This window comes from Bradyrhizobium sp. AZCC 2262 (genome assembly GCF_036924535.1).
Taxonomy (GTDB): Bacteria; Pseudomonadota; Alphaproteobacteria; order Rhizobiales; family Xanthobacteraceae; genus Bradyrhizobium.
The window spans coordinates 6,435,054-6,459,681 of record NZ_JAZHRT010000001.1 but is presented as its reverse complement, the minus strand read 5'-3'; the positions used below and the strand labels follow the sequence as shown (position 1 = coordinate 6,459,681).

The 24,628-nt window shown below is 63.0% G+C and carries 23 protein-coding genes and 1 pseudogene; 11 read left to right on the top strand and 13 right to left on the bottom strand.

Going from position 1 to position 24,628, the window contains the following annotated elements; translation table 11 throughout:
- Window positions 1–156: 156 nt before the first annotated feature.
- Both V1283_RS30250 and V1283_RS30245 read right to left on the bottom strand, forming a co-directional pair.
- Window positions 157–969, bottom strand: a complete 813-nt coding sequence (locus V1283_RS30250) for an MBL fold metallo-hydrolase (protein ID WP_334390268.1) — start codon at window positions 967–969, stop codon at window positions 157–159.
- A complete protein-coding gene (locus V1283_RS30245; protein WP_334390267.1) occupies window positions 966–1,460 on the bottom strand; it encodes a Crp/Fnr family transcriptional regulator in 495 nt (164 codons plus the stop codon). Before V1283_RS30245 ends, V1283_RS30250 begins: the two co-directional genes overlap by 4 nt.
- 117 nt (window positions 1,461–1,577) lie before the next feature.
- Here V1283_RS30245 and V1283_RS30240 point away from each other — a divergent pair, with 117 nt between their 5' ends.
- The 3 genes from V1283_RS30240 to V1283_RS30230 all read left to right on the top strand — a co-directional run bounded on the left by V1283_RS30240 (window position 1,578) and on the right by V1283_RS30230 (window position 4,441).
- Window positions 1,578–2,585: a hypothetical protein gene (locus V1283_RS30240; protein ID WP_334390266.1), complete on the top strand. Its 1,008-nt coding sequence runs from the start codon at window positions 1,578–1,580 to the stop codon at window positions 2,583–2,585.
- A 90-nt stretch (window positions 2,586–2,675) separates the two neighbouring features.
- On the top strand, window positions 2,676–4,190 hold the full coding sequence (locus tag V1283_RS30235) for a hypothetical protein (RefSeq protein ID WP_334390265.1): 1,515 nt from the start codon (window positions 2,676–2,678) through the stop codon (window positions 4,188–4,190).
- Window positions 4,191–4,273: 83 nt separating this feature from the next.
- The gene (locus V1283_RS30230; protein WP_334390264.1) at window positions 4,274–4,441 is read left to right on the top strand and encodes a hypothetical protein; all 168 of its coding nucleotides are present in this window, start codon (window positions 4,274–4,276) and stop codon (window positions 4,439–4,441) included.
- Between the two features lie 4 nt (window positions 4,442–4,445).
- On the opposite strand, the gene V1283_RS30225 is transcribed toward V1283_RS30230, so the two are convergent.
- The 3 genes from V1283_RS30225 to putA form a co-directional block, all read right to left on the bottom strand.
- Window positions 4,446–5,093, bottom strand: coding sequence for a glutathione S-transferase family protein (locus tag V1283_RS30225; RefSeq protein ID WP_334390263.1), 648 nt, complete (start codon window positions 5,091–5,093; stop codon window positions 4,446–4,448).
- A gap of 11 nt (window positions 5,094–5,104) precedes the next feature.
- Window positions 5,105–6,310 carry a CaiB/BaiF CoA transferase family protein gene (locus V1283_RS30220; protein WP_334390262.1) on the bottom strand — a complete coding sequence of 402 codons (1,206 nt, stop codon included), beginning with the start codon at window positions 6,308–6,310 and terminating at the stop codon, window positions 5,105–5,107.
- Between the two features lie 97 nt (window positions 6,311–6,407).
- Window positions 6,408–9,419 carry a bifunctional proline dehydrogenase/L-glutamate gamma-semialdehyde dehydrogenase PutA gene (putA, locus tag V1283_RS30215; protein ID WP_334390261.1) on the bottom strand — a complete coding sequence of 1,004 codons (3,012 nt, stop codon included), beginning with the start codon at window positions 9,417–9,419 and terminating at the stop codon, window positions 6,408–6,410.
- A 112-nt stretch (window positions 9,420–9,531) separates the two neighbouring features.
- Between putA and V1283_RS30210 the strand changes: the two genes are divergently transcribed.
- Together V1283_RS30210 and V1283_RS30205 are read left to right on the top strand one after the other, a co-directional pair.
- Complete coding sequence (locus V1283_RS30210; RefSeq protein WP_334390260.1) at window positions 9,532–9,996, top strand: Lrp/AsnC ligand binding domain-containing protein; 465 nt, start codon at window positions 9,532–9,534, stop codon at window positions 9,994–9,996.
- Window positions 9,997–10,165: 169 nt separating this feature from the next.
- On the top strand, window positions 10,166–10,825 hold the full coding sequence (locus V1283_RS30205; protein WP_334390258.1) for a hypothetical protein: 660 nt from the start codon (window positions 10,166–10,168) through the stop codon (window positions 10,823–10,825).
- Between the two features lie 146 nt (window positions 10,826–10,971).
- Here the strand turns inward: V1283_RS30205 and V1283_RS30200 are convergent, their stop codons facing one another.
- The 5 genes and pseudogenes from V1283_RS30200 to V1283_RS30180 all read right to left on the bottom strand — a co-directional run bounded on the left by V1283_RS30200 (window position 10,972) and on the right by V1283_RS30180 (window position 15,445).
- Window positions 10,972–11,172: a cold-shock protein gene (locus V1283_RS30200; protein ID WP_028351035.1), complete on the bottom strand. Its 201-nt coding sequence runs from the start codon at window positions 11,170–11,172 to the stop codon at window positions 10,972–10,974.
- Window positions 11,173–11,568: 396 nt separating this feature from the next.
- Window positions 11,569–11,880, bottom strand: a complete 312-nt coding sequence (sorB, locus tag V1283_RS30195) for a SorB family sulfite dehydrogenase c-type cytochrome subunit (RefSeq protein ID WP_334390257.1) — start codon at window positions 11,878–11,880, stop codon at window positions 11,569–11,571.
- An 11-nt stretch (window positions 11,881–11,891) separates the two neighbouring features.
- Window positions 11,892–13,088 (bottom strand): SorA family sulfite dehydrogenase catalytic subunit, encoded by a 1,197-nt coding sequence (sorA, locus tag V1283_RS30190; protein WP_334390255.1) that lies wholly within the window; start codon window positions 13,086–13,088, stop codon window positions 11,892–11,894.
- A 190-nt stretch (window positions 13,089–13,278) separates the two neighbouring features.
- Window positions 13,279–13,512 (bottom strand): hypothetical protein, encoded by a 234-nt coding sequence (locus tag V1283_RS30185; protein ID WP_334390253.1) that lies wholly within the window; start codon window positions 13,510–13,512, stop codon window positions 13,279–13,281.
- Between the two features lie 201 nt (window positions 13,513–13,713).
- Window positions 13,714–15,445: pseudogene (locus V1283_RS30180) on the bottom strand (adenylate/guanylate cyclase domain-containing protein).
- A 337-nt stretch (window positions 15,446–15,782) separates the two neighbouring features.
- Between V1283_RS30180 and V1283_RS30175 the strand changes: the two are divergent.
- Together V1283_RS30175 and V1283_RS30170 are read left to right on the top strand one after the other, a co-directional pair.
- Window positions 15,783–17,279, top strand: coding sequence for a glycosyltransferase family 39 protein (locus V1283_RS30175; RefSeq protein ID WP_334393228.1), 1,497 nt, complete (start codon window positions 15,783–15,785; stop codon window positions 17,277–17,279).
- Between the two features lie 1,066 nt (window positions 17,280–18,345).
- Entirely contained in the window at window positions 18,346–18,945 is a 600-nt protein-coding gene (locus V1283_RS30170) for a LabA-like NYN domain-containing protein (RefSeq protein WP_334390252.1), read from the top strand.
- 198 nt (window positions 18,946–19,143) lie between these two features.
- Here V1283_RS30170 and V1283_RS30165 read toward each other — a convergent pair whose 3' ends face one another.
- Window positions 19,144–20,124 carry a helix-turn-helix domain-containing protein gene (locus V1283_RS30165; protein ID WP_334390251.1) on the bottom strand — a complete coding sequence of 327 codons (981 nt, stop codon included), beginning with the start codon at window positions 20,122–20,124 and terminating at the stop codon, window positions 19,144–19,146.
- Between the two features lie 355 nt (window positions 20,125–20,479).
- On the opposite strand from V1283_RS30165, the gene V1283_RS30160 reads away from it, so the two are divergent.
- From V1283_RS30160 to V1283_RS30145, 4 genes are all read left to right on the top strand, one after another.
- On the top strand, window positions 20,480–21,007 hold the full coding sequence (locus V1283_RS30160) for a cupin domain-containing protein (RefSeq protein WP_334390250.1): 528 nt from the start codon (window positions 20,480–20,482) through the stop codon (window positions 21,005–21,007).
- Window positions 21,008–21,050: 43 nt separating this feature from the next.
- Window positions 21,051–21,182: a hypothetical protein gene (locus V1283_RS44825; protein ID WP_442895790.1), complete on the top strand. Its 132-nt coding sequence runs from the start codon at window positions 21,051–21,053 to the stop codon at window positions 21,180–21,182.
- Window positions 21,183–21,371: 189 nt separating this feature from the next.
- Window positions 21,372–21,641 (top strand): DUF3606 domain-containing protein, encoded by a 270-nt coding sequence (locus V1283_RS30150; RefSeq protein ID WP_334390248.1) that lies wholly within the window; start codon window positions 21,372–21,374, stop codon window positions 21,639–21,641.
- Between the two features lie 34 nt (window positions 21,642–21,675).
- Window positions 21,676–21,984: a (2Fe-2S) ferredoxin domain-containing protein gene (locus V1283_RS30145; RefSeq protein ID WP_334390247.1), complete on the top strand. Its 309-nt coding sequence runs from the start codon at window positions 21,676–21,678 to the stop codon at window positions 21,982–21,984.
- 67 nt (window positions 21,985–22,051) lie between these two features.
- On the opposite strand, the gene V1283_RS30140 is transcribed toward V1283_RS30145, so the two are convergent.
- Window positions 22,052–23,083: a YcjF family protein gene (locus V1283_RS30140; protein WP_334390246.1), complete on the bottom strand. Its 1,032-nt coding sequence runs from the start codon at window positions 23,081–23,083 to the stop codon at window positions 22,052–22,054.
- Window positions 23,080–24,543 carry a YcjX family protein gene (locus tag V1283_RS30135; protein WP_334390245.1) on the bottom strand — a complete coding sequence of 488 codons (1,464 nt, stop codon included), beginning with the start codon at window positions 24,541–24,543 and terminating at the stop codon, window positions 23,080–23,082. Before V1283_RS30135 ends, V1283_RS30140 begins: the two co-directional genes overlap by 4 nt.
- Window positions 24,544–24,628 lie beyond the last annotated feature (85 nt).

The window sequence follows — 24,628 nt, the reverse complement described above, 5'->3', positions numbered from 1 at the left end:
GGCCGCTCGCCCACCCGCGCCATCCAGGCGACGATGTTGGTATTGGCCGTATCGAGCGGCTGGCTGGCCTGGCCGCCGAAATCGAGCCCGCCGCGCCATTTGCCAAATGGGCGGATCACGCATTCGACGCTGCGGAATATGTTGCGGTCGGCTGGCCTAGCTGTCGTCGAGCTTGTTGAGGTCGCGCACCGATTGCATGATCGGTTCGAAATTCGATCGCGCATCCAGCGCGTCGAACAATTGCGCGGTGTCCGACAACAATCCGTGCGAGCGCTGGATCGCGATCCGCACGTCGTCCTGCGGGGTGTCGGACAGCCGGCCGTGGCCAGACAGCAGGATCTTCGAGTTCAGGCCCTTCAGCCGCTCCAACGACTGGATGTAATCGGCGATGCTGCCGGAGCCGAACACGCCGCCCATCACGCCACCCGGCATCAGCGTATCGGCGGCAAACAACAGCCCCTTGTCCTGCTCGAACAGTGTGATGCAGGCCGAGGTGTGGCCGGGCGTGTACATCACGTTGAGGCGGAAATTGCCGAGATCGATCAGATTGCCTTCTTCCAGCCAGAGGTCGATGTTGATCGGCACGTTCGGCTCGTTGAACATCTTGCGCAGCATCGAGAAGTCGTCGCGCAGCATGATCTTGTTGGCGGCGAGCCGATGCGCGGCGATGAAGGCGCGGCCATGGAAGTGATAGGCCGCGCCGATGTGGTCGAGATGCTCGTGGCTCAGCACCACCATGTCGATATCGTCGGGCTTCACGCCGATATGGTCGAGACATGTCAGCAGATGCGGATAGTTCGAGGATAGTCCTACGTCAATCAGGATGGTGCGCGAGCTTCCGCGCACCAGATAGGCATTCGCCGCGCGGTTCTTGAAGCGGATCTGATAGACGTTCTCGGCCGCCTCGATCAGCGTACAGACGTCGCTGTCGAGCAGTGTCTTGAACGGGCTCGGCCTGCGCTCGCTCATGAATTGGCCGCGGTTCTGAAGGCGACCGTGTTGGAGGCCCGCAAGCGCTTGCTGAGCGCATCCATGATCATCAGCGCGAAGGCCGGCTGCTGGCTGACCAGGTAGACGAAGCGGGCGTGGTTGATCCGCATCACGCGGGTATTTGGCGCCGCCGCGATGGCGGTTGCCGAACGGGACGAGCCGTCGATGACAGCCATCTCGCCGAAGAACTCACCCTTGCCCAGCGTGACGATCACCGTCTTGCTGGCGCCGTTCATCTTGGCGATTTCGACTTGGCCGTCGAGCACCACGAACAGTTCCCGCCCGGTCGAGCCTTCCTCAAAAATGACGTCATCTACATCAAACTCGTTGATGCATTTCTCGATGGTCATGGTGGCCACCTGCCTTTCTGGCTGGTCGGTCCATGTTAATCGGGAAACAGACCGGCGCAAACGGAACCAGCAAGGATGCCGCAGGGCAGCATGGTGCCCCGGGGCCGGGCTGGCCGGCATGTGGCGGCCCAAAACCGGGCCTGATGAGTTCCTAAAATTTCGGTAAGCCCGAGGCCGGTAACGATTTGGCAAGCAATAAAAGTTACCAAATGGTCAATCAATTCTGGAGAATCCAACGTGAGCGATCAGCAACCCCAGCCCAGCAGCGGTGAAACCGGAACTCTTGGCGCGGGGCCGGCCGCTCCTGACATGCCTGCGCTGAATGAGCCGGTAACAGCGGCGGCTGAGGTGGAGGCGGCAAAACTCACGCCCGCACAGGAAGAGACCTCTCCGAAGCCCGACGCGCCCAAGGTGGACGCCGTCAAGATGGAGGCGCCAAAGGTCGAGGCCTCAAAGGCTGAGCCTCCCAAGATCGACGACGTGAAGCCGGAAGCGCCGCGCTTCCCCGGCAACGTGACGATCATGTCGCCCGGCGACCGCGTCGGCGCCGATGCCAAGGCTGCGCCGGCGGAGGGATCGTCCGGCAAACGCAGGATCGGGGCGATGGCTGCCGTGGTGGCGCTGGCGACGGTGGCGGGCGCGCTGGGTGGCGCGCTGGCGACCGCCGGCTTCGGAAAGCTGATGGCCGGAGATTCGGCCCAGGCATCTAGCCAGAATTCGGCAAAGGACAGCGCGCTCGAAACCTCGGTGGCGCGGATCGATGCCGAGATCGTCGCGCTGAAAGCCAGCCTGGAGCACACTTCCAAGACGACGACGGGCCAGCTCAACAAGGCCAGCGACCGGCTCGACAAGGTCGAGAAGGCGCAGGCCGAGCCCGCCGCGAAACTCGCCAAGCTGAGCGAAGCCGTCGACAAGCTCCGCACGGCCCAGGCGTCCGCGCCGACGGCTGCCGCCGCGCAGGCTCCAGCGAAGGACATCACAGGCTCGATACCGCAGCAGGCTGCGGCCGCAGCGCCGCCTGCGCCTGCCGCTTCGCCCAAGCCTGAGGTGGCCCGGCTGCCGACCGTGGAAGGCTGGATATTACGGGACGTCGCTAATGGCAGTGCTCTGATCGAGAGCCGCCGCGGTATGTACGAGGTCTATGCCGGCGATCCCATTCCCGGTCTCGGCCGCGTCGACGCCATTCGCAAGCAGGATGGCCGCTGGGTGGTCGTGACCAGCAAGGGCCTGATCGTCGCACGCTGACGGGACGATATGCGAACAGGAAGGCGCTTCACGGCGATGTGAGGCGCCTTTTTTCTTGAATAGGTCTCATTGCGCGGTGTTACTTGAGGCATGAGCCTCGCGCCCCGATTTCTTGCCATCGTATTTGCAATGCTTTGCGCTGCTTTGCCGGCGTATGCGGCACAAGATGCGGCGCTGGAGCGCGGAACAGCGATTACCGATCCCGCCACACTGCGCGAGCTCGATGGCGGAAAATTCCGCATCGATCGCATGCTGCTGCCGGAGCGGTCGGCTGATATTCCGCTCGCCAACAGCGCGTTGTTCACCTTGCCGTCGATAGTGCCGGTCCGGCAGGCCATCGATGGCGAGTTCGATCGCTATATCGCGCGGCACCAGGCAAACTTGCCAAAGGAGACGATCGGCGTCGGCGAGGGCTTTGATTTCCAATTGTTCGACCGCACGCTGCTTTATTCGGCAGAGACGCGGTTTGTGCTGGCCGGTATCGTCAACCGCATGGACCGCACTTACGCCGCGGAAGCGGGCTGTGGCGAGATCCGCCTGATCTACCGCCTGACGCGGATCAACAAGGCGGCCGGCGATAACGCTCCGCCGCCGCGGCTGCCGATGACGCTGAACCTCGTGCTGAAAGCGAAAGCTGAGGGATCCACGATCACCTGCTCCGAAATTGCCAATCGCTGGCTCGCCGCGCCGCTCGGCGGCACGCTGCGGGCAGAGGATGGCCCGCTCGACCTGATCAGCCACGAGAATATCGACCGCATCGAAACCAATCTGCAGATTGCGCACGCGCCGAAATCTTCGGTCCGCGATTTCCGCACCGACTATCTGCTTAAGGTGTTTCGCTACGATCGGGACGCGCGGATCTTCGCGGAATCTCCGATGGAAAACCAGATCGACCGCCCGCGCCTTCTGGCCGACGATGGCCTCAAGCGCGAGTTCAGGGCATGGCTGCTCGATCCCATCAATCTCGCAGCGTTCGATCGCGGCACCGTGCTGATCCCGGAAAAATTCCTCGCCAATGGCGCGATTGCGCCAACGCCGGTTGGGTTCGATCCATCGGATCTGGAGCCGGAATTCGGGCTGCTGCAGGGCGAGGGCGCCGTGTTCAGCGAGGCGGACGTCGTGGCCGCGCTCAGGAGAGCGACGGAAGGTGGTGTGAAGCTGCAAAACATCCGCTCGCCTGCCGGGTTCGAACGGCGGCTCAACGATGTGACCTGTGCCGGCTGCCACCAGACGCGCGGCATCGGCGGCTTTCACTTCCCCGGCGTCGACTGGATGGCGGACAAGCCGTCGAATACGACCGTCGTGCCGGCGTCGCCACATTTCTTCGGCGACCAGGTCCGCCGCCGCGACATTCTTGCAGCGCTCCGCGACGGCAAGCCGCCGGACTACTCGCGCGGGTTCGCCAGCCGCCCGCAATTGCGCAGCAGCACCGAGCTCGCCGGCACCAATTATTACGACGGCTGGGGCGCGCATTGCTATGTGCAGGGCAAACCGGCCGCCGGCAACGACGGAAGTTTTCGCGACTGGACCTGCGCCGAGGGACTGACCTGTCAGGCCGCCGGCAAAACCTCACGCATCGGCATGTGCTTCGTCAAAAGCCGTTAGCAACGGTTCCCGGGCTGACCGGCCGTCATCAATTGATGGTAAGGTACGAACAGCGGCAGCAGCAAGCTGAGCGGAGACCGCCGATGAGCTCTTCCGACCAGGAAAACAAGCAGCGCAATCGCGAGATTGCGGCGAACGAAGCCAAGCGCGAAGCGGTAAGTGCTTTCCGTGTCAGCACCTGGGCGATCGCGGTCACCGTCATTGCTGGCGTGATCGTGTTCGGCATCGCCTGGGCCTGGCTCAACCGCTGAGTGATTATTTGGCGTAATGCGTCAGGCGCTTGCCGGGCAACAGATCATAGGCCGATTTCCAGCCCGGCAGTTGCGCCATCCGCGCGAGCCAGGCGCTGATCGCGGGGTGGCTCGCGGCCAGATCATAGCCGGTCTCGTCGGCGGGATAATGCAGATAGGCCATCATCGATATGTCGGCCACCGTCGGCCGCTCGCCGATCGCGAATGCATTCTTCTGCATGTGCTGCTCGAGGATCGACAGGTAATCGTCGATACGCCTGCGATAATGTTTCAGCACATGCTCGTCCGGCGATGGCGTAAACGTCCGTAGATAGCGATAGGTCGCCATGTAGCCGGTGAGCTTGTGGTTGTCCCAGAACAACCAGCGCAGCAGTTCGAAATGTTCCTGCTCGGTCTCAGCGCCGAACCGGCCTAATTGCTTTGCCAGCATGAGCAGGATCGGCGCGGTCTGGGTCAGGCGTTCGCCGTCGACCTCGAGCACGGGAATTTCGCCCATCGCGTTGACGTCACGCCGCCATTCCGGCGTCCGCGTCACGCCGCCGCCGAAATCGGTCCAGACCGGCTCAAAGGTCTGGCCGCATAGGGTCAACATCAGCGCGAGCTTGTAGCTGTTTCCCGACTCCGGGAAGTAATGCAGGCGATAGCTGGGCATGGCTCGTTACCTCAAGCCACTGCGCCGGCCGCGCGCAGCTTGCCGATCGCTGTTTCGTCATAACCGGCGTTGCGCAAAATTTCGTCGCTGTGCTCGCCGAGCCCGGGGGGCTTGCGCGGCTGGACCTTCCGGCTGCCGTCGACCCAGATCGGGCTGCTGATGGTGAGCATGGTGTCGTTCTCGAATGGCACCAGCACCTCGTTCTCGATCATCTGCTTGTCGTTCGGGATATCGTCGAGGATGCCGACGACGCCGAACACCAGGCCGTTGCCGTCAAGGATCTTGCGCCATTCGGCGAGGTCCCTGGTCGCAAAGGTCTCGTCGAAAATTTTGATCAGCTCCACTGATCGCGCATGACGCTCCTTCCTGGTCTCGAACCTCGCATCGGTGACGAGATCCTCGCGGCCGAGGCAGCGCGCCAGCGTCGGCCATTGCCGGTCCTCATTGAGCAGGGAGAGGATCAACCAGCGTCCGTCCTTGCACTGGTAGTGGTTGGTGACCGCGTTGAGCGCGCGCTCGCGTGGTCGGCGTTCGCCGAATTTCGCGCCGACCAGTTTTGCCTGCGCCAGCACCGAAGCCGCCCAGACGCCATTGGCCATCAGGTTGGAGCTGACATGCGAGCCCTTGCCGGTGCGTTCGCGCTTGTAGAGTGCGGTGACGATCGCGCCGTAAAATGCCATCGCGCAAGGGTGGTCACCCATGCCGGCGATCGAGCGTGCCGGCGTGGTGCGTTCGTCCGCCCGCACCAGGTCCATCAGGCCCGACCGCGCCCAATAGGCATTGCTGTCGAAGCCGGGCTTGTTGGCCTCTTCGCCCTTTTCGCCATAGCCGGTGAAGGAGGCATAGATCAGGCGTTCGTTGTGGGGCGCCAGATGGGCGTGGGCGATGGCGAGTCGCTCGCGCACCTGCGGCGGATAGTTGGTGATGAAGACGTCGGCTTGCGCGGCCAGCCGATGCAGCACCGCCTGGCCCTCGGGCTTCGAGAGATCGAGTGCGAGGCTCTTCTTGTTGCGCGCTTCCAGCATCCACGCGAAATTATGCTCGCTGTGGGGATAGCCCGGCAGGTTCGGCAAGTTGCGATAGGGGTCGCCGGCGCCGGGCGGCTCGATCTTGATGACGTCGGCGCCGAAATCCGACAGCACGGTGGCGGCGGCAGGCGCTGCGATGAAGCTCGCGCAATCCAGAACCTTGAGGCCTTCAAAAATACCCTTTTCCATCGTGGCGCCGCTCCGTGACGTTTGTCGTTCCGGTTGAATTACCGCTATGAGCGATCAGGTTCAAACGTCATTTGGCCCATCCTGGAAAGTGATGCAACTACTCCCCGCCGGACATCAGCGCTGCATTTCCGCCGGCTGCGGCGGTATTGATGGTCACTGTCTGCTCGGTTGCAAAACGTGCCAGATAATGCGGCCCGCCAGCCTTGGGGCCGGTGCCGGATAACCCATGGCCGCCGAACGGCTGCACGCCGACGACGGCGCCGATCATGTTGCGGTTGACGTAGATATTGCCGACTTGCAGTCGCTCGATCGCATCTTCGACCGTATCGTCGATCCGGGAATGGATGCCGAGCGTCAGCCCGTAACCCGAACGCTCGATCGCTTGCAGCACCTGATCGAACCGGTCGGCGCGGTAGCGCACCACATGCAGCACCGGGCCGAATACCTCTTCCGTGAGCTGGCCGGCATCGGGCAATTCGAAAACATGCGGCGCAACGTAATTGCCTTGTGGTGCGCGACCGGCAAAGTGCACCCGAGCTTCCTGCTTCATGCGTTCGATATGCGCGTCCAGCCGCTGCCTGGCCTCGGCGTCGATTACCGGGCCGATATGCGTGGCGGGATTTGCGGGATCGCCGATGACGAGTTCGCGCGCCGCGCCCGCTATCATCTCGATCATCCGGTCGGCGACGTCGTCCTGCAGGAACAACAGCCGCAGCGCCGAGCAGCGCTGTCCGGCGGAGCGGAACGCCGAGGTCACCACGTCGTCGGCGACCTGTTCGGGCAGGGCGGTGGCATCGACGATCATCGCATTGATGCCGCCGGTCTCCGCGATCAGCGGCACGATCGGTCCATCCTTGGCAGCGAGAGCGCGGTTGATCGTCCGCGCGACTTCGGTCGAGCCGGTGAAGACGACGCCGGCGATATCGGGATGCGCCACCAGCATGCCGCCGATGCGGCCGTCGCCTGCCACCAGATGCAGCGCCGACGCCGGCACGCCGGCTTCATGCAACAGCCTGATGGCTTCAGCCGCAATCAGCGGCGTCTGCTCGGCCGGCTTCGCAACTACGGCATTGCCCGCCATCAAGGCCGCCGTAACTTGACCGAGGAAGATCGCCAGCGGAAAATTCCACGGCGAGATTGCGACGAAGGCGCCGCGGCCGCGCAGGCAGAGCATGTTGCTCTCGCCCGTCGGTCCCGGCATTGCCTTGCCTTCGCCGAACAATTCGCGTCCCTGCGCGGCATAGTAACGGCAGAAATCCACGGCTTCGCGGACTTCCGAGATCGAATCGTCGAGTGTCTTGCCACCCTCGCGTTGCAGCAGCGCGATGAAATGCGCCGCGCGCTGCTCCAGCAAACCGGCGGCCTTCTCCAGCGCCGCTGCGCGCGTCGCGGCCGGCGTTCTGGCCCAATGCTTGAAGCCGTCGCGCGCAGCCGCTACCGCCGCATTGGCCACGCTCTCGGTTGCGTCGGTGATGCTCTGCGATGCCAGTGTTGGTGCGGCGGCGATGTCTGAGGCGAGTTGCTCCAGCGCCGTGCGTTCGCCGAATTCAATCCCGCGGGAATTCTTCCGTTCGGGCCCGTAGAGATCGCGCGGCAACGGGATTTTGGGATGCGCGGCTCCGTCTGCGCTGCCGACGATGTCGGCCGGACGCCGCAGCAATTGCGACACCGGCACCGCCTCGTCGGCGGCGAGCGCGACAAAGGATGAATTGGCACCATTCTCCAGCAATCGCCGCACCAGGTAGGCCAGCAGATCACGGTGGCTGCCGACCGGCGCATAGGTGCGATGGGCGATGTCGGGGCGATCCTCTCCGAGCTTCGCATAGAGCGCCTCGCCCATGCCGTGCAGCCGCTGGAATTCGAATCCGCTCTGGTCCGTTGCCAGTTCGAGGATGGTTGCGACCGTCAGCGCATTATGCGTCGCGAACTGCGGAAAAATCCGCGGTCGCAACGCCAGCAATTGTTTTGCGCAGGCGAGGAAGTTCAGATCGGTCATCGCCTTTCGGGTGAACACGGGATAGCCGTCGAGCCCGCGTTCCTGCGCGCGCTTGATCTCGGTGTCCCAATAGGCGCCCTTGACCAACCGCACCATCATTTTGCGGTCGAGGCTGCGTGCGAGACGGTCGACGTATTCGATCACGCCAACGGCTCGCTTCTGGTAGGCTTGGATCGCCAGGCCAAAACCGTCCCAGCCTGCAAGCGATGAATCGCCAAGCGCTGCCGCTATCACGTCGAGCGACAATTCCAGCCGGTCTGCTTCCTCGGCATCAACAGTGAAATTGAGGTCATGGGATTTGGCTTGCCGGGCGAGATCGATCAGGCGAGGGACCAGTTCGCTCATCACCCGTGCGCGGCTCACGGCCTCGAAGCGCGGATGCAGTGCCGAGAGCTTGACCGAGATGCCGGGCCGGTCGGGGAGGGGACGGTCACCAGCCGTGCGGCCGATCGCCTCGATCGCGCTGGCGTAGGAATTGAAATAGCGCACGGCGTCATCGGCTGTGCGGGCGCCTTCGCCAAGCATGTCGAAGGAGTAACGTTGATGGCGCGAGGAATGCGGCTGCGCCCGCGATAGCGCGGCTTCAATGGTCTCGCCGAGCACGAAATGATTGCCCATCAGCCGCATCGCCTGCCGCGTCGCCGCCCGCACGGCCGGCGCGCCCAGCCGCTTGGTCAGCCGTCCGATGGTCCCCTGCGGCGTCTCGCCGGGCTGGATCACGCGGGCCGACATCCCGAGCGCCCACGCCGAGGCATTGACCAGGAACGCGCTCGACCTGGTTTCGTGATGGACGAAGTCGCCCTGCGCGAGCTTGTCCTCGATGAACTGGTCGGCGGTGCGGGCGTCCGGTACGCGCAACAGCGCCTCCGCCAGCACCATCAGCGCCAGCCCTTCCTTGGTCGACAGCGCGAACTCGCGCAGCATGTCCTCGACGCCGCCGAGCGGATCGTCGTTGGCCCTGATGGCCTCGATCAGCCGGGTCGCCGTGCGATCGATGCGCTTCTCCTGCGCCGTGTCCAGCCCCGCGGCTCCGAGCAGGCGGGCGGCCATCGCACGATCGTCGGGTGCGTAGGGCGCGCTGAAAGGCGGAGGGAATGGCGGACGGGCCGGCATGCGATTCTCTTGGCTGCTACCGCAACCTTACTGCCGCTCAAACCGTAGTTCGATAGACAAATATGTGATTTTGCCTTAGAAAATCAGGAAAGGAATTGGAATAGCTAGATAAATGGTCGAAATTGACAAGATAGACCGGAAAATCCTCTCAATCCTTCAGGGGGATGGCCGTATTGCCAATGTCGAGCTGGCCGAGCGGATCGGGCTGTCGCCGACCTCGATCGGCGAGCGGTTGAAACGGCTGCAGCGCGATGGCTTTGTCGAAGGTTACGGCGCCCGGCTCAATCCGCACCGGCTGGGCCTGGGCTTGCTCGTGTTCGTCGAGGTGGTGCTCGACAAGACCACACCTGACGTCTTCGAGCGGTTCGCCAGAGCGGTGCAGACGGCGCCCGAGGTGCTGGAGTGCCACATGGTGGCGGGGGGCTTCGATTATCTGGTCAAAGCCCGGGTCGCCGACATGACCGCCTACCGCCGGTTCCTGGGCGAGAGCCTGCTGGCGCTGCCGGGCGTGCGCGAGACGCGGACTTACGCCGTGATGGAAGAGGTCAAACGCGACGCGCCGCTGCCGGTCGGTTAATCCCGTGGCTTCGAGACCCGCGCGATGCGGGAGGAACCAACTGGCGCACGGAAAACACAGCTGCCGGAATTTCCGCGGCGTGATCCACAGATCGCGGGCTTGCTGGTTGGCAGCGTGAGGACGCCGCGCTAATCGTCAGGCACGTCGTCGCTTGGGAACAGCAGGGATCATGAGAGACGCCGCTTTGCCGATACGGGGAAGCCGCACGCGAACCAGCTTCGCGGCGGTGCTCGGCGTTGTCCTCACCGCGCTATTTGGCGCGCCCGCGGCGAAGGCCGTCGAGCTGAGTTCTGCGATCGCTTATCTCTACAGCTCGGTTTCGATCTATCCGCCGTCGGCCACATCCATGACGGTCTGCTACGGCTTCGTCTGCCGGCGCCGCGAGATCCTCGATTTTTCGGCCGGCGACCGTAGCGCGATCACACAAATCATGGCGGCGGGGCGGGCCTCGGCTGCGGCCGAACGCGCCGCGGTGCAGAAGGTGGTAGTGTGGTTCGACCGCCGCATGGGGCCGATCCTCGGTACCAACAAGCGCGTGGCGAAAGCGGACTTCCGCTACTTCGACGACAAGCACAATTTCGATTGCTGGGACACGACGCGGAACACGACAAGCCTGTTGCTGGTGCTGCGGGAGTGGGGCCTCTTGAAGCATCACGCGATCGGCGATCCGAAATATCGCGGCAATACGCTGGTGCTGCAGACGCCGCACAACACCGCAGTGCTGGTCGATCGCGCCACCAAGGTCGAGTGGGTCGTCGATCTCTGGCCGCGCGGCTATTTGCAGCCACCCGACGTGATGACGGTCCAGAAATGGGTTACGGAAGATTGAGCGGCCGGTTTTCGCGCACGAAGGATCTATCGCACGTGCAGAAGCGGTGCCCGCTCCGCCGAACGCTCACAGTTTTTGAGAAATTTTCTTAGCCCAACTCCCGGATTTAACTCCGAGAGCGCGCCGTTGCCGACCGCGCGTTTGCGCTAAACCTTGAGGTTCTCGGCCGAAGTCTTACCGCGATTGGCGATCTCTTCGTATTCGACGGTCTGCCCTTCATTGAGTGTCGAAAGACCAGCTTTCTCAACTGCCGAAATATGAACGAACACGTCCTTGCCGCCGCTCGAGGGCTGGATGAACCCATAACCCTTGGTTGGATTGAACCACTTCACCGTACCTTTAGCCATTCACGTCGTCTCCGCGGAATCAAAAAAAGTAAACGAGCCGCCGGTCCCCGCACTAACCGGCATGCCCGAGGCATCAGGATACGCGGGTTGGGGCGGGCTGGGTAGCGCAAACGGAATGCCCGTTTCGGCAAAAAAGCGCCGATTCGGTCCCGATTTCCGCCGTTTTGCCGGTTTCGGGCTCATCTGACGCGGTCGATTCGCGCCCGGCTGCCCAATTTGGCGAGGGGCTGGTCAGCGGTGCCCGGCCTCTCCTCCGGCCTGTGGGGAGGGTCGGGGTGGGGGTGTTCCCGCACCACGTGCACGCCGAGGTGGGAGGTGGATAGATTTTCCTCGCCTGCCGCGCTCGGGAAGCGGGACCTGCCACAAGCGGGAGAGGTAAGACGGTGCGGTGCGCCTTCAATAATTCGCGGTGAGATAATCGACGATCTTGCCGACGTCGGCACCCTCGATCGGCGCGCCATAGACCTTGATCATCTTGGTGACTTCCGCGGTCCAAAACTCCTTCTTGAATTTCTCGCCGCGCGGCTGGGTCTTGACGTAATCGGCGGAGTGGCAGGCGGTGCAATTGTTCTGCACCACCTCCAGATTGGCGCCCGGCTTGAAGGCGGCGGTCTCTTCCGGAAGCGTGTAGGAGACCGGCGCGGCCTGCGCGGCGGCGAGGCCGAAGCCGATCACGGATGCGAGCGCGAGGAGAATCCGATGTCGCATGATCATTCTCCTCATGCCGTGACGCGAACGGTTTCGACGACGTTGCGAAGATAGCCGGCCGGATTCCACAGCGGCGTCATCGGCTGCACGTCGCCGGCATTGTTGGTGGCGCGCACCTTGAGTTCGTGGGCGCCCGCCGCAAGCTTCACGCTGAGCTTCCATTCGCGGAACGAATATTTTCCGAGATCGCGGCTGAGCCTGGCCAGCATCCAGGTCTTTCCGCCGTCGATGCTGACGGCGACTTCCTTGATGCCCTTGCCACCGTCGAACGCGATGCCTTTCAGCGTGATGTTGCCCGGCTTCAGTTTGGCGCCGTCGGTGACATTGGTGATGAACGAACGCACCGTGAAGCGGTTGATCGGGATGGTCGCCTTCGGCGCGGTGCCCGGCTCGACGCTGTTGTTGGGCGTATCGGGAATCCGGTAGGCGGATTTCATCCAGAAGCCGTCGAACACATTGTCGATGACGGCGATCTCGTTGAGGTGCTTGACCCAGTAGGTGCCGTAATAGCCGGGCACCACGAGCCGCAGCGGGAAGCCGTTGAGAAGAGGCAGGTCGTCGCCGTTCATGCCGTAGGCCAGCATCACTTCACCGTCGCGGGCGTGATCGATGTCGAGCGCCTTGACGAAATCGGGCGTCTTGTCGCTGACCGGCCCGTCCATGCCGTTGAAGGTGACTTGTCTGGCGCCCTGCTGCACGCCCGCCATATCCAGCACCGCCTTCAGCGGCACGCCGCGCCAGCGCGCGTTGCCCATCGCGCCGTTGCCGAGCTGGCCGCCGGCGACGCACGGGTTGAAGAAGCCGCGGCTGTTGCCGGAGCACTGATTGACCGCAACCAGCTCAACCGCCTTCAGCTTCTTGATGTCCTTCAGGGAGAGCTTGAGCGGCCGGTCGACCTTGCCCTTCACCTCCAGCGTGAACTTGTCGGGATCGATATTGTAGGGCACGTCGGCCAGATGGTAGCGGACGAAGAACGCATTGTTCGGCGTGATCGCGCCGTCGTTGAAGATCGCGAACGGGGTTTCGAGTTGCGGCGGCCGTTGCGTCAGGCCGATCATCGGGCGCTTCTGCGGGTATCGCACCAGCGGCCGTTCGCCATTGTCGAACGGCAGCGTCACGCTATCCAGCGCCAGCGCGCGCGCCGAACCCAGGCCTGTCGCAAGCACTGCCGTGCCGGCACGCATCATCAGTTCTCGCCGATCGAGCATTTCGCTTCCTCCGAAGCTCTTCTTGTCAGCCGGTCATCACCAGACTCATGCGCGCAAGTGTCGCACTTGATGAGTCGGAGTCAATTGATGCTTTCGCGAGGGGCGCATGACTTTGCGTTGCAGCAAGGTGAACGGAAAGCCCCGGCCTCGCGGGCGACCGGGGCTTCCGAACGGAACGTCTGCGGCCGGATCAGTAGCAGACGTTCACCGTCCGCCAGCGAAAGCCAAACGGCGTCAGCACGCGGCGGGTCACGTAGCAGCCGTCATAGCCGCCACCGCCGAAGCCGACGCCGAAGCCATGGCCCCAGTGGTGGTGGTGATGATGCGGCCAGAAGAAGCCACCCGCCGAAGCGGAGGTCGGAGCCAGCGCCATGGCGCTGAGCGAAGCAGCGGCGACAGCAGCGAGAGTCAATTTGCGAAACATGGTCGTTCTCCGTAAGTGTGCGCGTTCGACGTTTTTGTCCTGGCGCGGGTTTCAGTTTCAGTCTTACCCATCGCCAATCAGTCGTGCGCCCAAAGATGCGGGTTCGAGGAATCTGCGCCGCGTTTCCCGACAATTTTCTGAATGATTATTCAGATGTGAAAAACATCACACAGGCTTCGAACCGCTATGATCACAGCGGTTTCAGGCTGCGGCGCTTTGCTCTTGGTTAACCAGCGCCGGCAGCATCCGCGCATCCGCGATCGCGCGCACGATCATCGGCTCGTTGCGTCCGCGGATCTCGACGTCATGCTGCGGCAACGCATCGGCGGCGAGGCCCGCGGTGGCGCGAACTTCGTCTGACACCACGACCTCGCATGCAAGGCCCTTGGTCATGTCCTGCAGCCGCGCCGCGACGTTGACGGCGTCGCCGAGCGCGGTGAACACCATGTGATCGCGGTAGCCGATGTCGCCGACGATCACTTCGCCGCCATTGATGCCGATGCCGAAACGGATCGGCTCGCGCAGATCATGCTCGAGAAATTTATTCAACTCGTCGACATTGGCGGCGATCATCGCCGCCGCGCGCAACGCCTGACGGCAGGCTTCCTGTCGCGTGGTCGAGAGCCCGAACAGCGCCAGCATGCCGTCGCCGACGAACTGGTTCGGCATGCCGCCGCTCTCGAGCACCGCCTGCGACACCCGCGCCGAGGAAGCGGTTGACGATGAACACGGTGTCGAACGGCAGGCGCTTTTCCGCAAGCTTGGTCGAGCCGCGCATGTCGACGAACATGTTGACGAGATAGCGCTCCTGTCCGATCCGCGTCGGGTTCGAGCCGTGGCCGTCGGCGGCCGTGTGCGGCAGGAAGAGCTGGAAGAACGACAGATCGGTGGCCGGCCGCAACTGGCAGGCGAGGCGAATCGACGGATCCGACGCGCCGACCCTGCCGAGCACGAAGGCCTCGCGCTGTGAGGGCTCCGGCAACGCGCTGCAGTCGCCGATGATGCGGATGCGGCAGGTCGAGCAGCGCGCGCGGCCGCCGCACACGCTGGCGTGCGGCACGTTGTTGCGCAGGCTCGCCTCCAGCACGCTGAGGCCCTTGGGCACGCGAACGGTGCGGCCGTTACCGTAGGACAGGCTGACCATGCCGCGACGGCGCTCGTTGATGGCGCGGGCACCCTTGGCCAGCAGTGCGATGCCGAGCAACCCGAGATAGAAGATCAGGGCGTAGTCGGTGATGCGGTCGAGCGCCGCTTGCTGCTCCTGCGTCCCGACCTGGCTCGGCGTCAGGTTTTCCGCCCGCCATTCGCGGCTGTCGTCGTCAATGACCTTTCTTCCGCCCTGATAAAAACCCAGCATGGCGAGGGTCGGGATCAGCACGGCCGCCGCCAGCAGGAACGGCGCGGCGCGTTTGAAGAACGCCTTCATCCGGAGCCAGAGATAGAGGCCGATGCAGCCGTGCACCCAGGCGATGGTCATGACCGCGAGCATCAGCCAGATCCGGTACGGCGCCGAGACCCAGTACAGAAACAGCACCTGCGGATACATCTTTTCATGTCCGTACAGCGTCTGGCCGAGCCGCACGCCGATGATGTGGGCGATCACCAGCATTGGCACGCTCAGGCCCAGCACCAGCTGCAGCGGCTCGATCGCTTTCCAGCGGAATTGGCGGCGTTCATAAAGCGCCCAGATGCCCAGCGCGGTATGCACCAGGCACGCGGTATAGAACAGGATCGCGACGGGAAGAAATTGCCAGAATGTGGTGTGGAGCTCGAGGCCGCTCGCCAGCGCCTGCATCGAGATATTGCCGAGCGCGTGGTTGAGGAAATGGCTGATCAGGTAGGCGAACAGGATCAGGCCGCTGACGAGGCGGACCTGACGCAGGCCGGTGCCGCGGACGAATGCCGTCAGTTGTTCTCGGGAAAAGGTGGCCATGCGATCCATAGGGTATATATCGGCGATACTAGTGTTTTATTCCATCGCTGAATACCATCTACCGTCGTCCCTGCGAACGCAGGGACCCATACGCCGCGGCTTCTCGGTGGCGCCGTGGCCCATGCGGTTTTCCTTATCATGATCGGTGGTTATGGGTCCCTGCGTTCGCAGGGACGACGGAGGGATCATTTTTTCGGCGGCACGTTGACACCCCCGGGGTAGTCGGGGAGAAAGCGCCGTGACGATCGCCCCGCCCGATAAAGCCAGCGCCATACCGGACCGTTCTGCTGCCTCGCCGTGGCTTCGCGTTGCGTTGCTGATCGCCGCGCTGACGGCGATGCGGCTGGTCTATGCCGGCGTGCTCGATCTGCGCACCGACGAGGCCTATTACTGGACCTGGTCGAAGGAGAGCGCGCTTTCCTTCCTCGATCATCCGCCCGGCATCGCCTGGCTGATCCGGTTCGGCACCGCGATCTTCGGCGACACCAGTCTCGGCGTGAGGTTCGGCGGCATCGTCGCGATGCTGGTGACGCAATTGCTGCTCGCCGACATCGTCCGGCGCGTGACGCACGATGTGCGCGCGGTTGTGTTCGCCGTGCTGTTGCCGGAAGCGGCGCTGTATTACGGGCTGTTGATGGCGAAGGTCGCGCCCGACACGGCGATGATCCCCTGTGCGGTCGCGATGCTGTGGTCGCTGGTGCGGCTGCACGAGAGCGGCCATCCGCGCTGGTGGCTGGCCGCGGGTCTTTTTGCTGGCCTCGCGATGCTGTCCAAGTTCACCGCGATCATGTTGCTGCCGGCGGTCGCGGCGTTCACGCTGGTGCCGGACTGGCGGCGGCGCTGGCTGTTCAGCCCCTGGCCGTGGCTGGCGGCGCTGATTGCGGTGATTGTGTTTCTGCCGGTGCTGATCTGGAATGCAGAGCACGACTGGGCGTCGTTCCGCTTCCAGTTCGTGCGCGCGGTCGCGACCCATCCATTGTCGTTCCGCACCGTCGGCGAATTCATCGGGCTTCAATTCGGTCTCGTCGGCTTCGTGCTGCTGCCGGTGGTGCTGTCCGGCGTGACGCTGACGGCCTGGCGCGGCTATCGCAGCCGCGAGCCGGTCGCGATCCTGCTGTCGACTGCCGTGCTGGTGCCGTTCCTCTATTTTCTCTGGAAGTCGCTGACGCTCCGCGTCGGCGACACCTGGCCGATGTTCCTGTGGCCCGCCGGCTTTGCCGCGACCGCCATCAATCTCGTCATGCTGTCGCGCGAAGGTTGGCCGGACTGGATCGTTAAGTCGTCGTTCTGGTGGGCAAGGGTGGCTGTCATCTCCGGCATCGCTTTCGTGGTCGGCGTGTTCTTCTATTACGTCGCAGCGCCCTGGAATCTGATCGGCAAGACCGATCCCGTCGGCGGCGAGGCCGGTTATGAACAGGTCGCGGCGCGCGCGCGCGAGCAGTTGCGAGAGACCGGCGCGACCTGGATCGCGACATCGGATTATCGCACCTACGCGATGCTGCGCTGGCATTTCAACGGACAGGTGCCTGTCATCCAGATCAACGAACGCGGCAGGTTCCAGGGGTTCGGCGATCCCGGCATGAAGGTGATCAAGGATCATCCCGGCCTCTATGTCGCGCGCGAGCCGGACCATCGCCTGCCGCTGTGGGATCTTACGACGGCCAGGCGGCAGCCGCTTGAGCGGGTCGAGCGCGTCTGGCGCGGGGTGGTGATGGACACCTACGCGCTGGAAAAATTGACGGGCTGGACCCCGGAGCTGTCGCCGCCGCCGGAGTCGCCACTGTTCCGCTGGCGCGTGCTGGCGGGGGTTTTGAGGTTCGATGCCGCTTCGTAGCTGGCGGGGCGCCGCCACAGAGCAGATCGTCGTCCCCCGCGAATGCGGGGGATCCAGTACGCCGCGGCTTCTCGGTTCAATCATTGACGTCTCTGGAATACTGGGGCGCCCGGTCCCAGTGCGCAATTGCGCACAAGGCCGGGCGATGACGACTGAGTGTGCGTCCGCGATCCCGCGGCGCATTGCGCCCGAGGTTTGCTTGGTAACTTCCCGCCCTCTTGTTCAGAGGGCGCAGGGAAGACCGGGTGCTTGCTGCACCCGCGGTCTCGCGTGCGATTTGCGCAAACAAAACTGCACACGAGCATACAGGGCAGCGGGAGCATTCCGGCCTTCCCTGCGCAATGGCTTTACGGCTTACTTCGTGCTCTTCCCGGAGAACGGCTCTTTTGCCTCCGTCGCCAGCGAGACAGATCCCGCCAACTTAACGCCAGCACCGCGGCGCCCGAACCACACGACTTCGCCGTACGCTTAAGGCGCGTACGTCTCGCGCGCATTCAGCGTCCATCGCATCTCACCGCACGTTCGTGACGATGGCCAACGCCCCTCATCCGCCGTGAGACAAGCGGAGTTATGCGGTTGATTTGGGTGAGAACAAAAGCAGAATATTTTTGCAAAAGGGGCTGGACAGACTTTTGGTGATTTGCCCGACAAGTGGTTTTGTCGCAACCCCACTGCCTCCAAATCGTCATTTGCGGCCAACGCCCAGCCTGCGGACTGACTTGCCCGTCCGGGTTGTTTGGTCGCGCCACGACGACCACAAACCTTCGTATAGTAGCTGCATCTGTTCGTATCTGCGACGCTTACCTACGGACAATTGAGCGTCAATGTTGCGCACCTTATCGTCACTGCCATCGGCTTCGGCTGTCGCAGAAAATTTTCACAGCCAAAGCGATCGGGTGCGGCAACGATATTTGAGCTGTCCACGGCGACGAGTCCTGCTTTCTTCTACGCGTTGATGGTGAGTGCGGCCTGAGATACCCGCAGGCGAGTTGTGCCGCGCATCCAGACAGCAACCTGAAGTAACGTCTTCGTTTCCCTGTCATACAATTTTGGAGTCATTGCCTGAATGTCATCCTCCCTCGGCAAGATCGCGGTCCTGATCGACGGCGCCAATCTCTATGCGACCAGCAAAACGCTTGGTTTCGATATCGACTACAAGCGGCTGCTCAAGGAATTCCAGAGCCGGGGCACGTTGCTTCGTGCGATCTACTACACCGCGATCATCGAGGATCAGGAATATTCGTCGATCCGGCCCTTGATCGACTGGCTCGATTACAATGGCTACGCCGTGGTCACCAAGGCGACCAAGGAATACATCGACGCCAGCGGCCGCCGCAAGGTGCGGGGCAACATGGATATCGAACTCGCGGTCGATGCCCTGGAGCTCGCAGACCACGTCGACCAGATCGTGCTGTTCTCCGGTGATGGTGATTTCCGCTCCCTGGTCGAGGCGTTGCAGCGCCGTGGTGTTCGCGTCACGGTCGTTTCGACCATTTCGAGCCAGCCGCCGATGATCGCCGACGAATTGCGGCGCCAGGCCGACGTCTTCACTGACCTGATGGAGTTGAAATCCAAGGTTGGCCGCGACCCGTCCGAGCGACCGCCCGCGCGCGAACTGCGTCAACACACGCCGGAGTTACTGCAGCGCGACAATAGCAATGTGTGATCACGGCGATCTTCAACGCTCGTCGCAATCGCCACCTGGTTCATAGGGTACGCAAAGCGATAGCGTGCCCACCATCAAGACGTGCGCTCGGCGATGAACACGACGCCATGATGCTCGGTAATTGCAGCAATTTCGCAAATTCGCGCAATGCATTGCCAAGCGATGAGTGGAGGTCGTTCTTCATGCGATCTCGCTCCTTTAGCCGATGTCGCGCATCAACGCCTTGCCGGAAATATGCCCTTCCGAGGCTACACTTGGCGTGCAGCCAAATCGAAGGCGGAACGTTCGAGAAAAATGCGCATAGTCGCGGAACCCCGAGGCATAGGCGATCTCGGTAAGCATCTGGCCCGATTTGGTCAGTTTTCGTCTATTCAGAAGACGCGCCGCGTGATCCAATCGAAGCGATTGAATGAACCGGCTGCACGTTGTTCCGCGCGCCGTGAACAGCTTCTGGAGATAGCGCAATGAAATGCCCGCTTCGCGGGCCACATCGCGAAGGGAAAGGTCAGGATCGGAGAACTGGTTCCTGGCGATGCCGCAGACGCGCGTGAACAGCTTGTCAGTGTGAGAGGAATTAGGCGGCAAATCGGAAACGGCGAATAAGGCGCCGAGCAAATCGTAGATCGCGAGCTGAATGTAGGGCTCGGCCGCGGTGGATGAAGTATCGCCTTCGCCAAGACCGTCCGAAACGAGCCGGAACAGGAGGCGACACGCGGGTATTGCACCGTGCCAGTGCATTCCGCTGCGCGGTTCCACGCCCAAATGGGAAATCAGTGGCCGACGTGGCATAGATAAAGACAGCCATCGGCAGGACGTGTTACCAGAGATCAGGCTCACCGGTCGGGCCACATCGACAAATCCAATGTCGCCCACAGCAAGCTCCGTCGCACGATCGTTCTGAATCAGCGTCGACCGGCCGGAGATCTGAAACACTGCGTTGTAATAATCGCTGCTATTGAGGCGAGGGTCCCGGCGCATCCGTTCGAACCGGCTGACGCTGGGGCTCGCAAATGCGGTTTCGAGCGCAATAATCCCCCACATGCATGAGCCGCGGACCGAACCTTTAAAAACTTTCGATTCGACTTCCTGGGGACTGAACACACCGATTGAGCGGATGCCGGTTCGCCACGTCTCGTAATCCGATGTTGGCCCGATAAGAAATTCACTGCCGCTAGTCATCTAGCCTTCCCCTTTTGCAACGAGGAAATGATGCAACCTAGCTACTCCAAGTCGGCACAAGTCTGAATGCCGCAACAGCGGTACACCAAAATGTGTTTCCTATCCGCTAACCAAAATGACGAGCTCCTGTTCGTTGAAAGAGTGCGCGTTACCGCATCGGAAAGGGCGCGCCAGCCACTCCACGTTCATCCCTCATTGTTCTAGATATCAGCCGCCCGAGAGAGGACCAGCACGGCAATCCTTGTGCCGATCGGACGGCGCTCTGGTGGCGATGGTGTCAAACTGCTGCGGTCAACAAGTCGAGCGTTCATCTGCAAGTTTCTTGCCTGCAGCATCACGCAAGAGGTCTCTGACGATGTCTGACAATCTCAATCTGAATAATCGTCGCTCGACGAGCGCAGCCAATGCCCAGGAAGTATTTTCCCCGCAGAAACACTTGCGTCCGATGAACGAGTATCTCACGGACGTTTCCGATAATGCAGGAGATTACTGTCTCATCCGATGTACCTTGCCCGCGGGCGCGGTGGTGCCGATGCATAGTCACGCCGATCGAGAGACGTTTTATGTGGTGTCCGGGAACATAAATGCTCTGAACGAAGATCGCTGGGAGGAGCTTGGACCAGGCGACGTCTTCGATGTGCGGGACGGCGCCAAGCACGCTTGGAGAAACTCGTCGCAACTGGCCGCTTCGATCATATGCGTGACAACAACAAAGATGGCCCGGTTTCTACAAGAGATATCGAGTTCAGCCGCCGGCTCGTTGCCCGAAGAGCAAACTCAACGCTTCCTCAAGCTTGTCCAGGCAAATGGGTATTGGCTCGCTAGTTCGGAAGAGAATGCAGCGGTCGGATTGACCGTCAATTGGAACGGAGTTGGCGACTGACTGCGGTTCCTTCTTACGCTGGATGCCAAACATAACGGCGGTTATGTCGTCCAGCGTCGATAGCCGCAAGGTATCGCGCCGCGACGCCGTGGCCGAGCACTTGCTGCACTGGGCCGTCGCCGACCGCCATGCCGCCGGTGATGGCGAGATGACCAATGACGTGGGGGCAGGCTGATCATGCCGAGCGTGTCGGCTCGGCCACCTTTAGGCGCGGGCATTATTTTTTCCGAAATGGAACGCTGCGTGAACCTTGATGTTCTATCCATGGAGATGGAATTTCGCGAGGAGCGGGACAGTCACCGGTCACGGTCAGGCGGCGTAACGCCCGCTTGCCGTGGCCCTCTCCCACAGAACAGGTAGCCAGATGATGATGCGCCGGAGAACCCTCTCGCGAAACTGTCTTGACGTGCGTGACCGTGTGCAGGTCAAGGTCGTGAGAAAGCGTTTGAAGCTCACGGATGCGCAACTCGCCGATATCATTCGCAAGACCGGCAATTCGATCTCGGCCATCAGCAAGGAGGCCGGCGCCAGGCAGTGCCTCTCGTTGCCGAAGCGGATCGAAACGCCGCCGGCCGCGGTGATCGAGGCGGCCGAACCGGATGCCGCGCTGTCGATGCAAGCCGAAGCGGTTTGATCGGACCACGTCGCGATATGCGCATGTAGAGGTCATGTCGAAAAAACCCTTGCTTCGCGCGCTGGAGCTGCGGCGGCCCGGCCCCGTCCTGGTGTGCCGGAAATGTCTGAAGCGAATGGCCAATGGCGGCAAGCTAAGACGACGTCTGAAGGCCAGCCTGAAACAGCGTAGCGCAGGCCAGAAAAAGGGGCGCGCGCGACTTGTATTTACGAATTGCTTCGGGATCTGCCCCAAGGATGCCGTCGTTACCGCCAGCGCGGCAACATTTGCGCGCGGTGAGCTTTTGCTGATCCGGGACTGTTCAGAAGAATCGATCGAGAAAGCAATCGCGACGCTTTTTTGATTCCCGAATTGCTCTATCAGCTACCAGGAGGGGAACGATAGCGCCGGGCGCGCTTGAGTTCCCGTTTTCACTCTTCACCATCGCGCTTGCGCACCAAATCCTTGGCGAGATCGCCTAGCGCAGGTCGCGGCAGTGCGGTGAACGGCAGCGGGCGGGTGACGTCGATCGCGGCCAACCCGAGCCGTGCGGTGAGCAGGCCGTTGAGCACGCCTTCGCCGAGCCGCTGCGAGAGCTTTGCTGCGATGCCGTGGCCGAGCATCTGCTGCACCAGGCTATCGCCGACCGCCATGCCGCCGGTGATGGCGAGATGGCCGATGACATGCCGCAGCAGGCTGATCATGCCGAGCGTGCCCGGCCGGCCGCCATAGAGCCGCGCCAATTGGCGGATCAGCCGCATCGCGGCGACGAACACGAACAGCACGTCGATCAGGGCGCGGGGGCTGACGGCTGTCACCACCGAGACGCGCTGCGCGGCTGTGGAAACCAGCCTGCGCGCTTCCTCGTCGAGCGGCGCCAGCAATTCGCGCTCGGCCAGCTTGATCATGTCGGCGCCGTCGATGATGTCGTCGGCATGGCCCACCAGCGTGGCGCGGGCGCGCGCCAGTTGCGGGTTCTGATGCGCGAGCTTGAGCAAATCGTTGACGACGGCGCGGCTCTCGGCGCGGTCGTCGCTGCGCAGCACTTCGATCGCGCGCTGATGCAGCTTTTCGATCGCCGCCAGCCGCGCCAGCCCGAAGGCTTCGCGCCCGATGACGACCGCCAGCGCGAGCGCTGCGGCGGCCGCGAATGCCAGCGCGACGTAGCCCAGGGTTTCGCTGCGCGCGAACAGGTCTTCGATCAGATTGACGACGCCGAGGCCTGAGGCCAGCAGCACCAGTCCGCCGACGGCGGACCAGAACAGCGTGCCCCAGCGAAAACCGCGGCGTGCCGGGACACGCGGTGTATCGATCGGCACCGGCAACAACACCGGATCGGCTTCGGGCGTGATGTGCACGGTGCCGCGGGCGGGGCGGCCGGTTTCATCCGGACCCATCACGACCACGCCGGGATCGCCGAGCTTGAACGTCGCCGGCCGCCGATGCGGCGTTTTCTCGCTCATTGCAGTCGGTCTCCGATCAGGAACTGGAGGGCGCGGTCAAGGCGGATGTGAGGCAGCGCGGGCTCATCGTTGACCGTGCGCTCCAGCAGCGGCGGCCGGAAGCGCAGGAAGCGGAAATCGGCCTGTTCGGAAGCGGTACTGGAGAGGCCGCGAAAGCCGCCATTGAACAGTTCCTCAGGGTCCGCGGGCAGGTCGCCCGGAAACGTCGCCACCTCGGTCTCGCCATCGAAGGCTTCGCCATTGGCGGTCTCGCCGGGCGCGGGCGTGCCGATGATCGACGGCAGCTTCTCGCGGCCGCGCGCGACCTGCGCCTCGCGCGTGGCGCGCACCGCTGAAAGCGCGACCACGTCGATGGCAGCACCGGCATATTCGGCGCGGCCGGCCGCCTTGGCGACCGCCCGCCGCAGCACGGCTTCGAGCCGGTCATGGCTCTGATGGTGCAGATGATCGGCCTTGGTGGCGGCAAACAGAATGCGATCGATCCGGGGACGAAAAAGGCTGCTCAGGATCGTGCCGCGGCCGATGCGGAAGCAGTCGAGAATGCCCGACAGCGCCGCTTCGAGATCATGCAGCGCTTCCGGCCCGGCATTGAAGGCTGCGAGTGCATCGACCAGGACGATCTGCCGGTCGAGCCGCGCAAAATGATCGCGGAAGAACGGACGCACCACGACGTCCTTGTAGGCTTCGTAGCGTCGCCGCATCATCGCCCACAGCGAACCGTCGGGCGCGCTGGCCTCGGGTGCGACATCGAGCGGCGCAAAGGTCAGCGCCGGCGAGCCGGCGAGATTGCCCGGCATCAGGAAACGGCCGGGCGGCAGCAGGCTCATCGCAAAGCGTTCGTCGCGGCAGGCGCGCAGATAATCCGTGAACAATTTCGCCGCGGCGAGCGTCGCCTGTTCGTTCTCGCGGCCATCGGGCTCAAGCGTCTTCAGCTGCTCGTGCCACGGCGCGGCAAGTTTTGCGCGCGGGCCCTCGCGGGACAATGCGAGACTTTCCGCCGACCATTGCTCAAAACTCTTGTTGAGCAGCGGGAGATCGAGCAGCCATTCGCCGGGATAGTCGACGATGTCGATGGTGAGCGTGCGGTCGGCGCCATTCTGCCGCTGGTAGTCGATGACGAGGCGCAGTTCGCTGATGTCCACCGTCGAGCTCGGCCAGCGTCGCTCCTCGATCAGGGTGCGGACATGGTTCTCATAATCGAAGCGCGGCACCGCATCGTCCGGCTGCGGCTCCAGCCGGGCGCGGGCGATCCGGCCCGTGGCATAGGGCTCGAAGACCGGAAACCTGCCGCCGCGGGTCAGGCCGTGGATCAGCGCCGTGATGAACACGGTCTTGCCGGCGCGCGACAGGCCTGTGACGCCGAGCCGCACCGTCGGATTGAAGAAGCTGTCGCCGTAGTCGAAAAGTGCCCGCGCCGACAGGCGCGCTTCCTCGACGATGTCTGAAAAACTGGGGGCCATGCGGGCGCGGAAGGCTCGAAACAAGCGTTGGTGGGCGATGTCAGGAAAGTGGCGATCGGCGGGCCAAAATCAAGCATCCGTGATA